The organism is uncultured Aquincola sp. (assembly GCF_964001545.1).
Classification (GTDB): Bacteria; Pseudomonadota; Gammaproteobacteria; order Burkholderiales; family Burkholderiaceae_C; genus Aquincola.
On the sequence record NZ_CAXFDV010000144.1, the window covers coordinates 1 to 12,216 of the forward strand.

Consider the following 12,216-nt stretch of genomic DNA (forward strand, 5'->3'; position numbering starts at 1 on the left):
AACGCGCGCTGGCTGGCGCTGGGCGGGCTGCTGCTGTTCTTCGGCGCCGTCGGCCAGACCTATTTCATCGCGATGTCGGTGGGCGACCTGCGGCGCGAGCTGGGCTGGTCGCACGGCGCGTTTTCGGCGCTGTACATGGCGGCCACGCTCACCAGCGCCTTCACGCTGCCGCACCTGGGCGGCCTGCTCGACCGCCATCCGCCGCGCCGCGTGGTGGCCTGGGTGGTGGCGGGGCTGGCCTTGTTCGCGGCGCTGCTGGCCTTTTCCACCCATTGGGCGGCGGTGCTGCTGGCGCTGGTAGGGCTGCGGCTCTTCGGCCAGGGGCTGATGCCGCAGACCGCCTTCCATGTGCTGGGCCGCTGGTTCGCGGCCGAGCGCGGGCGGGCGATGTCGCTGGCCACGCTGGGCTTCAACGGCGGGCAGGCCTTGCTGCCGGCCGCCTTCGTGGCGCTGGCGGCGGTGATCGGCTGGCGCCACACCTGGCTGGCGGTGGCGCTGCTGCTGGTGCTGGCGGTGTGGCCGTTGCTCACGGGGCTGGCCCGGCAGGAGCGCCAGCCCCGCGCCGCCGACGTGGCCGCCGCCCGCCGCGCAGCGCCCGACCGCACCCGCGCGCAGGCGCTGCGCACGCCGCTGTTCTGGCTGGCGCTGCTGGGCGTGCTGCCGCCGGCCTTCATCGCCGGTCTGGTGTTCTTTCACCAGGCGCATCTGGCGGAGGTGCGCGGCTGGTCGCTGCAGACCATGGCGGCCTCGCTGTCGGTGCTGGCGGTGGTCACGGTGCTGTCGTCGCTGGTGGCCGGCCCGCGCATCGACCGCAGCAGCGCCGCGCAGTGGCTGCCGCTGTACCTGCTGCCGCTGGGCGCCGGCTGCCTGGTGCTGGGCCTGGTGCCGCAGGCCTGGGCGGTGCCGGCGTTCATGGTGCTGTACGGCATCACCGACGGCATCTCGCTGACGCTGATGGGCGCGTTGTGGCCCGAGCTGTTCGGCGTGCGCCACGTCGGTGCCATCCGCAGCGTGGTGGTGGCGGTGCTGGTCACCGCTTCGGCCGCCGGCCCGGGCCTGGGCGGCGTGCTCATCGATGCCGGCGTACCTTTTCCGGCGGTCATCGCGGCGATGAGCGGGCTGTGCGTGGCGGTGTCGCTGGTGATGCCGCTGGCGGTGCGGCGGGCCCGCCTGCAGAAAGCTAGTCTTCTTCCTTCAACTTGAACTGCGCGGTCAGCTGCGCCTGCGCATTGGGCGGCACCGGGTCGTGGTGGCTCAAGGCCAGCGTGTAGCGGCCCTGGCCGCTGGTCATCGCGTTCAGGCGTGACTGGTAGGCGCTCAGCTCCGACAGTGGCGCCTGGCCCTTGACCACCACCTGCCCGGCCGCGCCCGGCTGGGTGCCGCTGATCAGGCCGCGGCGGGCCGACAGGTCGCCGGTGATGTCGCCCAGCGCCGCCGCGGGCGCGGTGATCTCCAGGTCGACGATCGGTTCCAGCACGATGGGCCGGGCCTCGCGCATTGCCGCGATGAAGGCCTTGCGGCCGGCGGTGGCGAAGGCCACTTCCTTGCTGTCCACGCTGTGGGCCTTGCCGTCGAACACCGTCACCTTCACGTCCACCACCGGGTAGCCGGCGATCACGCCATGCGCCAGCACTTCGCGCACGCCTTTTTCCACTGCGGGGATGAAGGCGCCGGGGATGGTGCCGCCCTTGACCTCGTCCACGAACTGGAAGCCAGCCCCGCGCGGCAGCGGTTCCACCCGCAGGTACACCTCGCCGAACTGGCCGGCGCCGCCGCTCTGCTTCTTGTGGCGGTGGTGGCCTTCGGCCGGGGCGGTCAGCGTTTCGCGGTAGGCGATGCGCGGCGGCCGGGTGTGGGCGTCGAACTTGTACACCTCGCGCAGGCGGTCCATCAGCACCCGCAGGTGCAGCTCGCCCAGGCCGTACACCACCGTTTCATTCGTGTGGGCGGCATGCTCCACCTTCAGGCACGGGTCTTCGTCCACCAGCTTGGCCATGATCTCCCACAGCCGCTGCTCGTCGCCCGGGCGCTTGGGCTCGATGGCCAGGCCGTGCACCGGCACCGGAAACGGCAGGGGTTTCAGGTGGATGTGGTCGTCCTCGGCGGCGTCGTGCAGCACCGCGTCGAAGTGGATCTCGTCCACCTTGGCCACCGCCACGATGTCGCCCGGCCCGGCGCGCGGCACTTCCACATGCTCCTTGCCCTGAAGCAGGAACAGGTGGTTCACCCGGAACGGCTTGCGGCCGTCGCCCACGTACAGCAGGCTGTCGCGGGTGATGGTGCCCTGGTGCACCCGCATCACGCCCAGCTTGCCCACGAAGGGGTCCACCGCCACCTTAAAGACATGGGCCAGCACATGCAGGGCTGGGTCGGGTGTGGCGGTCAGCGGCACCGCGGCCTCGCCTTCGCCGCGCAGGAAGGCGGGCGGGTTGCCTTCGGTGGGGTTGGGCAGCAGCTTGGCGATCACGTCCAGAAGCTCGTCCACGCCGGCGCCGGTGCGGGCCGAGACGAAGCACACCGGCACCAGATGGCCTTCGCGCAGCGCCTGCTCCAGCGGCGCATGCAGCTCGGCCGGGTCCACGTCGCCGTCGTTCAGGTAGCGCTCGACGAAGTCGCCGTCCACCTCCACCACCTGTTCCACCAGCGCACGGTGGGCGGCTTCCACGCTGGAGAAGTCGCTCGGCCCCTCACGCCGGTAGAAGCAGTCGGTCACCGCGTTGCCGCCGTCGGCCGGCAGGTTCAGCGGCAGGCATTCGGTACCGAAGGCCTCGCGGATCTGCGCCAGCAGCGCCTGCAGGTCGGTGCCGGCGTCGATGCGGTTGACGATCACCAGCCGGTCGAGCCGGCGCTCGGCGGCGTAGGCCATCATGCGCACGGCCATCGGCTCGATGCCCACCGCGGCATTGATCACCACCGCCGCGGTTTCCACCGCTTCCAGCGCCGGCAGTGCCTGGCCGATCAGGTCGGGCGCGCCCGGCGTGTCCAGCAGGTGGATGCGCAGGCCGGCGTGGTCCAGGTGCAGGGCCGACGAGCCCAGCGACTGCTGCATGCGCCGCTCCAGCGGGTCGTGGTCGCTGACGGTGCTGCCGCGTTCCACGCTGCCAGGGGCGGTGAGCATGCCGGCGCGGTGCAGCAGCGCTTCGGCCAGCGTGGTCTTGCCAGCGGCCTGCGGCCCGACCAGCGCCAGGGTGCGCAAGGCGGCGGGATCGAAGGTCGCGGAGGGCAGGCCGGTAGTGCCGTTGGAGGTACGTGGCATGGGCAGTCTCCTGGCGGTCGGGCCAGTGCAGCCTACGGGAAGCCCGGGCGGCACACAAGCGGGGGATTGGCAGGGGGCAGACAGACCGGCTCCGCCCGCAGTGACCGGGCACACGGTGCTTGTCCTACACGATTTGCCCCGTGCCGCCGACATCCCCCTGAAGTGGGATGTCGGACGATCCATCCATCGCGCCGAAGGGCGGCGCGGCCGCAGACTTAAGGGCCCCGAGGTTCACATGCCCACCCGCTTTCCGTCCCACTGGCCAGCCAGGCGCCGCGATGTCGGCGCCGGGTGGGCCCGTCTGCCGGACGACGTGCCGGCCCTGTTCGTGGTCCGCGGCGCGGCCGGTCTGCTCCGTGGGGCCTGGCCGTTGGGGGCCGCACGGCGCTTGGTGGTCAGCGTGGCGGTGATGGCCGCCCTGCCCGCCCCCGCCACCGCAGCCGAGGAAGCGCAGTCCGCCGGCGGCGGTGGCGTCGGCAGCTCGGTGGCGATGGCCTCGCTGCTCGGCCGGGTGGCTGCACAGTCGCCCGCCGCGCGCGAGGCCACCTTCGCCGCCGGCAACGACGGCACCGGCGTCGCCTCTCCTGCCGCGCCGGTGGCAGACGCGCAGGGCCATGTGCACGACGAGCTGTCGCGGGTCACGGTCAGCAAGTGGCTGGGCCGTGGCCGGGCCAGCCTGGGCGTGGGCCTGGGGGCGGTGGGCTACCGCCCGCTGCCGGGCCAGGCGGCGGCACCGGCTGCCGGCTTGATGAACCCTGCGCCGGCCGTGACCGTGGGTGTGCGGGTGGACGTGGCACCCCGCACCACCATGTACGCCGATGCCTCGGGCACGGCGGTGTGGAACACGGCCAACGACCCCAATGCCCAGGGGGCGCTTTACAACACCCGCGTCGGCATGGAGTTCAAGAGTGCCGGCGCGGCACGCGGGCTGGGTTTCGATCGCGGCGCGATCGGCATGCAGCTCGATTCGGGCTATCGCCTGCAGATGAAGCCACGCCGGGGCGGGTTGGCGGTTTACCTCCGAGGACAGTTTTGATGGCAAGCAACACCACCAGCGGCACCGGCGCCGCGCACCCCCGCGACCAGGCGGACGGCCCGCCCAACGACCGCAACGACCAGACCCGTCGCACGCTGGACACCACCGGCACGCCCGACCCCAAGCAGCCACACGAACGCGACGAGTCGACCGACACCGCCGCCGAGCCGCAGCCGCGCATCCAGCAGGCGCACGACGATCTGCAGCGCGGCCTGCGCGACACCGACCGCGGCCAGCCGATGGACGAGACCTACCGCAAGCAGAAACAGTAGGCGGCGCCCCCGAGGCGGTTACTGGAAGGCCACCTCGGCAAAGCTGCGCAGCTTGCGGCTGTGCAGCTCGTCCAGCCGCAGCTGGCGCAGCAGCTCGATGGCGCGCATGCCGATGCGCAGGTGCTGGTCCACCCGTTCCCGGTAGAAGTGGTTGGCCATGCCTGGCAGCTTGATCTCGCCGTGCAGCGGCTTGTCGCTCACGCACAGCAAGGTGCCGTAGGGCACCCGGAAGCGGAAGCCGTTGGCCGCGATGGTGGCGCTTTCCATGTCCAGCGCGATGGCGCGGCTCTGGCTGAAGCGCCGCTCCGGCGTGGTGAGCTGGTGGTGGAAGGGCAGCAGCTCCCAGTTGCGGTTGTCGGTGGTGGCCACGGTGCCGGTGCGCATCACGCCCTTGAGCTCGTAGCCGGAGAGCTGGGTGACGTCGGCCACCGCGGCTTCCAGCGCCACCTGCACTTCCGCCAGCGGCGGAATCGGCACCCACAGCGGCAGTTCTTCGTCCAGCACATGGTCTTCACGCACGTAACCGTGGGCCAGCACGTAGTCGCCCAGCTGCTGCGTGGTGCGCAGGCCGGCGCAGTGGCCCAGCATCACCCAGGCATGCGGGCGCAGCACCGCGATGTGGTCGGTGATGGTCTTGGCGTTGGATGGGCCCACGCCGATGTTCACCATCGTGATGCCGCTGCGGTCAGGGCGCACCAGGTGGTAGGCCGGCATCTGCGGCAGCCGCGGCGGCACCGCGCCCAGCTCGTCGCCCGGCTGGTGGGCGGTGCCCGCGCGGCGGGTGATCACATTGCCCGGCTCCACGAAGTGGGTGTAGCCGCCGCCGGCCTCGCCCGCGTCGCCGTCGCCCATCACCGCGGCCATCACCTCATGCCCCAGCCGCACGAACTCGTCGATGTAGAACTGGTAGTTGGTGAAGAGCACGAAGTTCTGGAAGTGCTCGGGCGCGGTGCCGGTGTAGTGGCGCAGCCGGTGCAACGAATAGTCCACCCGCGGCGCGGTGAAGAGGGCCAGCGGCTGTGCCTCGCCGAAGGCGGCTTCGTGCGTGCCGTTGGCGATGCCGTCGTCCATCGACGTGAGGTTGGGCAGGTCGAACAGGTCGCGCATCAGCAGCCGGCGCTGGGGCGACAAGGTGCCTTCCACGTGGTCGTGCTCGGCGAACGAGAAGTGCACCGGTATCGGCTGCGTGCTCACGCCCACCGTCAGCGGCACGCCGTGGTTGCGGATCAGCAGGTGGAACTGCTCGCGGTAGTACTCGGCGAACAGCTCGGGACGGGTGAGCGTGGTTTCAAAGACGCCGGGCCCCGAGACGAAGCCGTACGACAGCCGTGAATCGGCCCGGCGCACCGTGTCCACCTCCACCCGCACGAAGGGGTAGCAGGCGCGCACGCGGGAGGCCGGCAGCTCGCCAGCCAGGAAGGCGTTCAGGTGCTGGCGCAGGTGGGCGATGGCGGCATCGTACAAGGCCTTGGCATGCGCAAAGGCCGCGTCGGCGTCGTTGAACTCGGCAGGGGACGGGAGGTCGGGCTCGATCATCGGACCATTGTGGCGCGTGTGGATGACGCGCCCGCGTGGGTCAAGCCGGCATCACAGCGGCAGGTCGCCGGCCGGCCGGCCCAGCCAGCGCTTGGCCATGTTGTCGAGGTCGCCGGCCGCCTTGGCCGCGGCGATGATCTCGTTGACCTTGGCGCGCAGCTTGTCTTCGCCTTTGGCGATGCCGATGAAGTTGGGCGAATCCTTGAGCACGAACTTGTATTCGGCGCCCAGGTTCGGGTTGCGCGCCATCATGTTGCCGGCCACCGAAGCGCCGGTGGCAATGGCCTGCACCTGGCCCGACACGAAGGCAGCCACGGTGGCGTTGTTGTCCTCGAAGCGCTTGATGTCGGTGGACGACGGGGCAATCTTGCTCAGCTCCATGTCTTCCATCGCACCGCGGGTCACGCCCACGGTCTTGTTGGCCAGGTCGGCCGCGCCCTTGATGGTGGCCGTCTTGGGCGCGAACACCGCCTGGAAGAAAGGCGAGTAGGCCGAGCTGAAGTCGATGACTTTCTCGCGCTCGGGGTTCTTGCCCAGCGTGGAGATCACGAGATCGGCCTTGCGCGTCTGCAGGTACGGAATGCGGTTGGCGCTGGTCACCGGCACCAGCTCCACCTTCACGCCCAGCTTGGCGCCGATGTAGTTGGCCATGTCGACGTCCAGGCCCTGCGGCTTCAGGTCGGTGCCCACGAAGCCGTAGGGCGGGAAATCGGTGGGGATGGCGATGGTGATGACCTTCTTGGCCATCACTTCGTCCAGCGCGGTTTGCGCGGCGGCAGGCAGGGCGGCGGCGAACAGCAAGGCGCCAGCGGCGGCGATGAGGGGGCGGCGATGCATGCGGCAAGTCTCCAGTTTTGACGGAGACTGCATCGCAAGCGCCATGCCGAATCTCATGCGCACCAGGGCGGTGCGCTTGAAAAGCTGCGCTATGGCGGCCGCGTGGTGCGGCCGGGTGCGGTCAGTGGTCGCCGGGTTCCGCGATGCGCGGGCGGGCTTCGGCAGCATCGGCGTACAGCGCCTGCAGGCCGGGCAGGGCGGCTTCATAGCCAAGGTCGACGTCGTGCGTCGACGATTCTTCAGCCACGACGGCGGGCGAAAAATCCCAGCGTTGTGCGCTCGTTTCCATCCAGACTTGCTCGCTTGACATGGCCTTCTCCTGCAACGGTGTGATAGTGCGTGGGGATGGTGGTTGTTGCCATCCGCCGAATGGGGGAACTGCTGTAGTCGGTTTCCTACAAGCCCAACATGGAGGGATGAATGAGCTGGACCCCCCGGATACGTGTCGGCATCGGAGGTTGGAACTTCGCACCTTGGCGTGACAACTTCTACCCCGCCGGATGGCCCGAGGCGCGTGAACTTGAATACGCTGCGCAACATGTCACGGCCATCGAGGTCAACAGCACCTACTACAGCGCGCAGAAGCCGGCCACCTATGCCAAGTGGCGCGACACCGCGCCCGAAGGCTTCGTGTTTTCGCTCAAGGCCTCGCGCTATGCCACGCAAAAGCGGGTGCTGGCCGAAGCGGGCGAGTCGGTGCAACGCTTCATCGGCAGCGGCATCGCCGAGCTGGGCGACAAGCTGGGCCCCATCGTCTGGCAGCTGGCGCCCACCAAGGTGTTCGATGCGCAAGACCTGGAGCGCTTTTTCTCGCTGCTGCCCGATGCGGTGGCCGGCCTGAAGCTGCGCCATGCGCTGGAGGTGCGGCACCCCAGCTTCGCGTCGCCCGAGTACGTGGCGCTGGCGCGGCGCTTCAACGTCACCACCGTGTTCACCGATGCGCTGGAGCGCTTCCCGGTGATCGCCGATCCGACGGGCAGCTTCGTCTACGCCCGGCTGTTGAGTGCGGACAGCAGCATGCCCACCGGCTATGCGCCGCCGGTGCTCGACCGCTGGGCCGAGGCTGCCCGCCACTGGGCCGCCGGCGCGGTGGACGCCGACCTGCCCCGGGTGCAGCCCAGCCTGCAGCCCACCGGGCAGCCGCAGGACGTGTTCATCTACTTCATCAATGGTGCGAAAGAGCGCGCGCCGGCCGCCGCGATGGCGTTGCTGGAGCGCCTGAATGCAGGGTAGGTCAGCCGCCGGGCCGCCCCAAGGCTGACCGCGCCCCCGTTGGGGGGCCGCGAGCGCAGCGAGCTTGGGGGCCTGACGCTCAGCCGCCCACCAGGCTGCCCGTCGCGTGCGCGCTGCCGGCCGACAGGTGGGCGGTGCAGTTGACCAGTTCGGCGGTGTGCGGGGCCACGGCGGCGCACACGGTGAGCGCGGTGTTGCCCAGCGGGCCGTCCAGCGCCAGGCCGGGCGGCAGGTGCAGCCGGCGGTCGAGCCAGGCGCGCAGCACCAGGCCATGGGTCACCACCACCAGGGCGCCGGCCAGGCCGGACTGGCGCGCGGTCAGCTCGGCCCAGGCCGCGTCCACACGGGCATGGAAAGCCGCCAGCGATTCGCCGCCGCCGGGCGGTGCTTCGGTCATGCGCAGGGGATCGAACCCGAGGTGGTCGTAGGGCTGGCCGCGCAGGCTGCCGAAGTGGCGTTCCTGCAGCACGTCAAGCGCGTCAACGCGCAGCCCGGTGGCCTGCGCAATGGCCTGCGCCGTCTGCCAGGCCCGTGGCAGCGGGCTGCTGACGATGGCGGCCGGCCGCCAGGTGGCGATGCGCTCGGCCAGCAGCGCAGCCTGGCGCAGGCCGTTGTCGCTCAGCGGCGTGTCGGCGGGCTGCAGCGTCCGCGCGACGTTCAGCGCCGTCTCACCATGGCGCACCAGCAACAGGCTCATCGATGCCCTTCCTTCGAGGCGGCGGCGCCCCTTTCCCGGCGTGCGGCATTATGGGTGCCTGCCTGTGGGAACCTGAACGATGTATGACTCGCTGAATCACCTGGCCGCCGACCCCGCGGGGCGCGCGCCGCGGTCCTCTGCCACCCTGGTGCTGCTGCGGGAGTCGCCCGCCGGACCCGAGGTGCTGCTGCTGCGCCGGGCCGAGCGGGGCGACCACAACAGCGGCGCCTGGGTGTTTCCGGGCGGCCTGGTGGACGAAGGCGACCACGCCAGCGCCGGCTGCTGCACCGGCGTGAGCGCCGCCGAGGCCGATGCCCGCCTGGGCGTGGAAGGCGCCGGCCTGGCCTACTACGTGGCCGCCGTGCGCGAATGCTTCGAAGAATGCGGCGTGCTGCTGGCTCGGGGCGCCGACGGCACGCCGGTGTCGGCTGCGCTGGTGGCCACGCTGGACGCCGCACGCGGCCCGCTGCACCGGGGCGAGACCACGCTGCCCGCACTGTGCGCCGAGCATGGCCTGTCGCTGGCACTGGACGAGCTGGCCTACTACGCCCACTGGCGCACGCCGGTGGGCATTCCCAAGCGGTTCGACACCCGCTTTTTTGCGGCGCTGGCGCCGGCCGGGCAACAGGCCCTGCACGACGCGGGCGAGACGGTGGAGCACCGCTGGCTGCGGCCGGCCGACGTGCTGGCCGACCTGGCCCGCTACAAGATGCTGACGCCCACCATCGGCACGCTCAAGCTGGTGGCCGCGCATGACACGGCGGCGGCGTTCCTGGCCTGGGCGCGCCAGCCGCGCGAGGTGCCGCTGACGCAGCCGCGCCTGGGCAGCGGCAGCCAGGGCAAGCGCCCGGTGCTGCCCGACGAGCCCGCCTGGGCCGAACTGGGCCGCCTGGACCCCGAAGGCCGCGGCCATGCCTGCTACGACATCCAGACCGACGTGCCGGTGCGCCTGTCGCCGCACGTCATCCGCGTGACCGCCGGCAATGGCAGCGTGATGACGGGCCCCGGCACCAACACCTACCTGGTGGGCGGCGGCCCGAAGAACGAGTGGACGGTGATCGACCCCGGTCCGGCGCTGCCGGCCCACGTGCAGGCGGTGCTGGCCGCCGCGCCGGGGCCGATCACGCAGATCGTGGTGACGCACACGCACACCGACCATTCGCCCGCCTGCGTGGCGCTGAAGCAGGCCACCGGCGCGTCGGTGCTGGGCCGCGTGGCCGTGCACCCGATGTGGCAGGACGGCAGCTTCGCGCCCGACCGTGTGCTGCACGGCGGCGAGCGGCTGATGCTGGACGACGGCGTGACGCTGCAGGTGTTCCACACCCCTGGGCATGCGTCCAACCACCTTTGCTTCCTGCTGGAAGAAGAAAGAACGCTGTTCACCGGCGACCACGTGATGCAGCTGAGCACGGTGGTGATCAACCCGCCCGACGGCGACATGCGGGCCTACATCGCCTCACTGCGGGAGCTGGCCTCGACGCTGGCGCTGGACTGGCTGGCGCCGGGCCATGGCTTTTTGATGCCGCGGCCCCGGCAGGCGATGGAGGCGATCGTCGCCCACCGCCTCAAGCGCGAGGCCAAGGTGGTGGCGGTGCTGCGACGCCTGGGGCCGGCCACGGTGGATGCGCTGCTGCCCGCGGTGTACGACGACGTGCCGGCGCGGCTGCATCCGGTGGCGCTGCGGTCGCTGCAGGCCCACCTCTTCAAGCTGCGCGACGACGCCCAGGCGCACGAGCGTGATGCGCTGTGGTCGCTGGCCGCGTGAGCGGCCGGCCGGTCAGCGCTGCGGTGGTGCGAGCCGCCGCACGTTGACCTTCACTTCCATGCCCAGGTAGGCCTCCGGGTCGCCGTACCAGCTGCCGGTCACCGGCGCGGCCTGGCCCGGGTCGCGGGCCACGCCCACGCGGATCAGCTGGTTGCCGCCCAGCAGGTTGTTGGTGGGGTCGAACGGCACCCAGCCGGCCCCGGGCAGGTAGGCCTGCAGCCAGGCGTGGGTGCTGCCGGCGCCCACGGTGGGCATGACGGGTTCGGGCGTGGGCACCTCGGCCATCACCGGCGGCGTATCGCCCGCCGGCGCGTTGCGGGCCTCGTCCGGTGCGGTGCGCGCGGTCGAGGGCTCAGGCGCCGTGACGGTGCTGGTGCTGGTCAGCGCATCGTCCAGCGCCGGGTCGTAGAGGTAGCCCGAGACGAAGCGCGTGGCGATGCCCAGCCGGCGCGCCGCCTCCATCATCAGCAGCGCGAAGTCGCGGCAGGTGCCGCTGCCCAGCGCCAGCGTCTGCAGCGGCGTCTGCGTGCCTTCTTCGTTGCGCTGGCCGTACTCGAAGTGGTCGCGGATGAACTGGTTCATCTGCACCAGCATCTCGCGCGTGTAGGTGGGGCCGTCGGTGCGCAGGAACTGGCGCGACCAGCGCGTCAGTTCGCCCTGCGGATCGTCGTAATGCGGCCGCAGGTAGTGCTCGAGGTCGAAGCGCTCTTCCACCCCGTAGGCAAAAGGGTAGAGCTCGGCGCTGGGCGACAGCGGCAGCTCCAGGTTGTGGCTCTGCGCATGCTCGATGCGGAACTTGCAGACGATGCGCAGCTCGGTGGCCGGCGACTGCGGCTGCACCAGGGCCACCGAGTTGGAGTGCGGGTCCTGGATCAGCCGGATGGCCGCGTTCGGGCTCACTTCCAGGTCGGTGGCCAGCACACGCAGGTCGTGGCTGTCGCGCGGCCTGAACATCACCCGGTGCTCACCGAAGGTGACGGGCTTGCTGTACAGGTACCGCGTGGTGTGGTGGATGTCGTAGCGGGTGAACATCGGGCAGGCCGGTGCGTGGCAACCCGGCCATCATGACGCGGATGCCAGCGGCCGCGCTGGCGTACGGTTCAGCGCTGGCGACGGCGCGCCACGACGCCCAGGCCGGCGATGCCTGCCAGCATCATCGCCACCGTCGAGGTTTCAGGCACGGCGCTGACCACCGTCAGGTTGTCCACGAAGAAGTCGCCCAGCACCTTGCCGGTGGGGCCGGGGCCAGAAACGAAGCCATTGAAGACAACGGTCGTGGCAGTGCCGCTGAAGTCAAGCGCGTACGGTTTCCATCTGTTGAAACGGCCCTCTTCTATGGGTCGGAAATGACCACCCGTCAAAGGACCTACGTTGGTGCCTTGGGCCTCCAGCTCGGGGCCGTTGGCACCCGACGCCGCCAGCACGTTGTTGTTGGCGTCCAGCACGGTCACGGTCATCGGCCGGTTGACCGTCGAGTACCAAAACGAGATGCTGCTGGTGATGCCGCCATCGAAGCGCAGCGCAAGCCCGTCGGTGGACGAGCTGTCGCGGTACAGCGTCAGCGCGCCGTACTTGCTGGGGGCA

The 12,216-nt window shown here is 70.7% G+C and carries 12 protein-coding genes; 5 read left to right on the plus strand and 7 right to left on the minus strand.

Annotated elements, in window-relative coordinates; all coding sequences use genetic code 11:
* On the plus strand, positions 1 to 1,203 hold a 1,203-nt coding region (locus tag ABNT58_RS04895; protein ID WP_348752388.1), incomplete at its 5' end, for an MFS transporter.
* Here the strand turns inward: ABNT58_RS04895 and fusA are convergent.
* Positions 1,181 to 3,256 carry an elongation factor G gene (fusA, locus tag ABNT58_RS04900; protein WP_348752389.1) on the minus strand — a complete coding sequence of 692 codons (2,076 nt, stop codon included), beginning with the start codon at positions 3,254 to 3,256 and terminating at the stop codon, positions 1,181 to 1,183. The genes ABNT58_RS04895 and fusA overlap by 23 nt on opposite strands.
* A 409-nt stretch (positions 3,257 to 3,665) precedes the next feature.
* Here fusA and ABNT58_RS04905 point away from each other — a divergent pair, with 409 nt between their 5' ends.
* Both ABNT58_RS04905 and ABNT58_RS04910 read left to right on the plus strand, forming a co-directional pair.
* Positions 3,666 to 4,292 (plus strand): hypothetical protein, encoded by a 627-nt coding sequence (locus ABNT58_RS04905; RefSeq protein ID WP_348752390.1) that lies wholly within the window; start codon positions 3,666 to 3,668, stop codon positions 4,290 to 4,292.
* Positions 4,292 to 4,564 carry a hypothetical protein gene (locus ABNT58_RS04910; protein ID WP_348752391.1) on the plus strand — a complete coding sequence of 91 codons (273 nt, stop codon included), beginning with the start codon at positions 4,292 to 4,294 and terminating at the stop codon, positions 4,562 to 4,564. The genes ABNT58_RS04905 and ABNT58_RS04910 overlap by 1 nt, the downstream gene beginning before the upstream one ends.
* Positions 4,565 to 4,582: 18 nt before the next feature.
* Here the strand turns inward: ABNT58_RS04910 and ABNT58_RS04915 are convergent, their stop codons facing one another.
* The 3 genes from ABNT58_RS04915 to ABNT58_RS04925 all read right to left on the minus strand — a co-directional run bounded on the left by ABNT58_RS04915 (position 4,583) and on the right by ABNT58_RS04925 (position 7,247).
* A complete protein-coding gene (locus ABNT58_RS04915) occupies positions 4,583 to 6,100 on the minus strand; it encodes an AMP nucleosidase (RefSeq protein WP_348752392.1) in 1,518 nt (505 codons plus the stop codon).
* A gap of 51 nt (positions 6,101 to 6,151) precedes the next feature.
* Positions 6,152 to 6,937, minus strand: coding sequence for a transporter substrate-binding domain-containing protein (locus ABNT58_RS04920; protein ID WP_348752393.1), 786 nt, complete (start codon positions 6,935 to 6,937; stop codon positions 6,152 to 6,154).
* A gap of 121 nt (positions 6,938 to 7,058) precedes the next feature.
* Positions 7,059 to 7,247, minus strand: a complete 189-nt coding sequence (locus ABNT58_RS04925) for a hypothetical protein (protein WP_348752394.1) — start codon at positions 7,245 to 7,247, stop codon at positions 7,059 to 7,061.
* Positions 7,248 to 7,357: 110 nt separating this feature from the next.
* Here ABNT58_RS04925 and ABNT58_RS04930 point away from each other — a divergent pair, with 110 nt between their 5' ends.
* Positions 7,358 to 8,170, plus strand: a complete 813-nt coding sequence (locus ABNT58_RS04930; protein ID WP_348752395.1) for a DUF72 domain-containing protein — start codon at positions 7,358 to 7,360, stop codon at positions 8,168 to 8,170.
* A gap of 79 nt (positions 8,171 to 8,249) precedes the next feature.
* Here the strand turns inward: ABNT58_RS04930 and ABNT58_RS04935 are convergent, their stop codons facing one another.
* Positions 8,250 to 8,867, minus strand: coding sequence for a histidine phosphatase family protein (locus ABNT58_RS04935; protein ID WP_348752396.1), 618 nt, complete (start codon positions 8,865 to 8,867; stop codon positions 8,250 to 8,252).
* A gap of 79 nt (positions 8,868 to 8,946) precedes the next feature.
* Between ABNT58_RS04935 and ABNT58_RS04940 the strand changes: the two genes are divergently transcribed.
* Positions 8,947 to 10,632 (plus strand): MBL fold metallo-hydrolase, encoded by a 1,686-nt coding sequence (locus tag ABNT58_RS04940; RefSeq protein WP_348752397.1) that lies wholly within the window; start codon positions 8,947 to 8,949, stop codon positions 10,630 to 10,632.
* A gap of 12 nt (positions 10,633 to 10,644) precedes the next feature.
* Here the strand turns inward: ABNT58_RS04940 and ABNT58_RS04945 are convergent, their stop codons facing one another.
* Positions 10,645 to 11,664 (minus strand): transglutaminase domain-containing protein, encoded by a 1,020-nt coding sequence (locus ABNT58_RS04945; protein ID WP_348752398.1) that lies wholly within the window; start codon positions 11,662 to 11,664, stop codon positions 10,645 to 10,647.
* Between the two features lie 68 nt (positions 11,665 to 11,732).
* Positions 11,733 to 12,216 (minus strand): PEP-CTERM sorting domain-containing protein (locus ABNT58_RS04950; RefSeq protein ID WP_348752399.1); only part of this gene is annotated, 484 nt, incomplete at its 5' end.

Excerpts from the sequence above, each read along its gene's own strand:
- fusA (WP_348752389.1), bottom strand. The coding sequence starts at position 3,256 with ATGCCACGTACCTCCAACGGCACTACCGGCCTGCCCTCCGCGACCTTC.
- ABNT58_RS04905 (WP_348752390.1), top strand. The coding sequence starts at position 3,666 with ATGGCCGCCCTGCCCGCCCCCGCCACCGCAGCCGAGGAAGCGCAGTCC.
- ABNT58_RS04910 (WP_348752391.1), top strand. The coding sequence starts at position 4,292 with ATGGCAAGCAACACCACCAGCGGCACCGGCGCCGCGCACCCCCGCGAC.
- ABNT58_RS04915 (WP_348752392.1), bottom strand. The coding sequence starts at position 6,100 with ATGATCGAGCCCGACCTCCCGTCCCCTGCCGAGTTCAACGACGCCGAC.
- ABNT58_RS04920 (WP_348752393.1), bottom strand. The coding sequence starts at position 6,937 with ATGCATCGCCGCCCCCTCATCGCCGCCGCTGGCGCCTTGCTGTTCGCC.
- ABNT58_RS04925 (WP_348752394.1), bottom strand. The coding sequence starts at position 7,247 with ATGTCAAGCGAGCAAGTCTGGATGGAAACGAGCGCACAACGCTGGGAT.
- ABNT58_RS04930 (WP_348752395.1), top strand. The coding sequence starts at position 7,358 with ATGAGCTGGACCCCCCGGATACGTGTCGGCATCGGAGGTTGGAACTTC.
- ABNT58_RS04935 (WP_348752396.1), bottom strand. The coding sequence starts at position 8,867 with ATGAGCCTGTTGCTGGTGCGCCATGGTGAGACGGCGCTGAACGTCGCG.
- ABNT58_RS04940 (WP_348752397.1), top strand. The coding sequence starts at position 8,947 with ATGTATGACTCGCTGAATCACCTGGCCGCCGACCCCGCGGGGCGCGCG.
- ABNT58_RS04945 (WP_348752398.1), bottom strand. The coding sequence starts at position 11,664 with ATGTTCACCCGCTACGACATCCACCACACCACGCGGTACCTGTACAGC.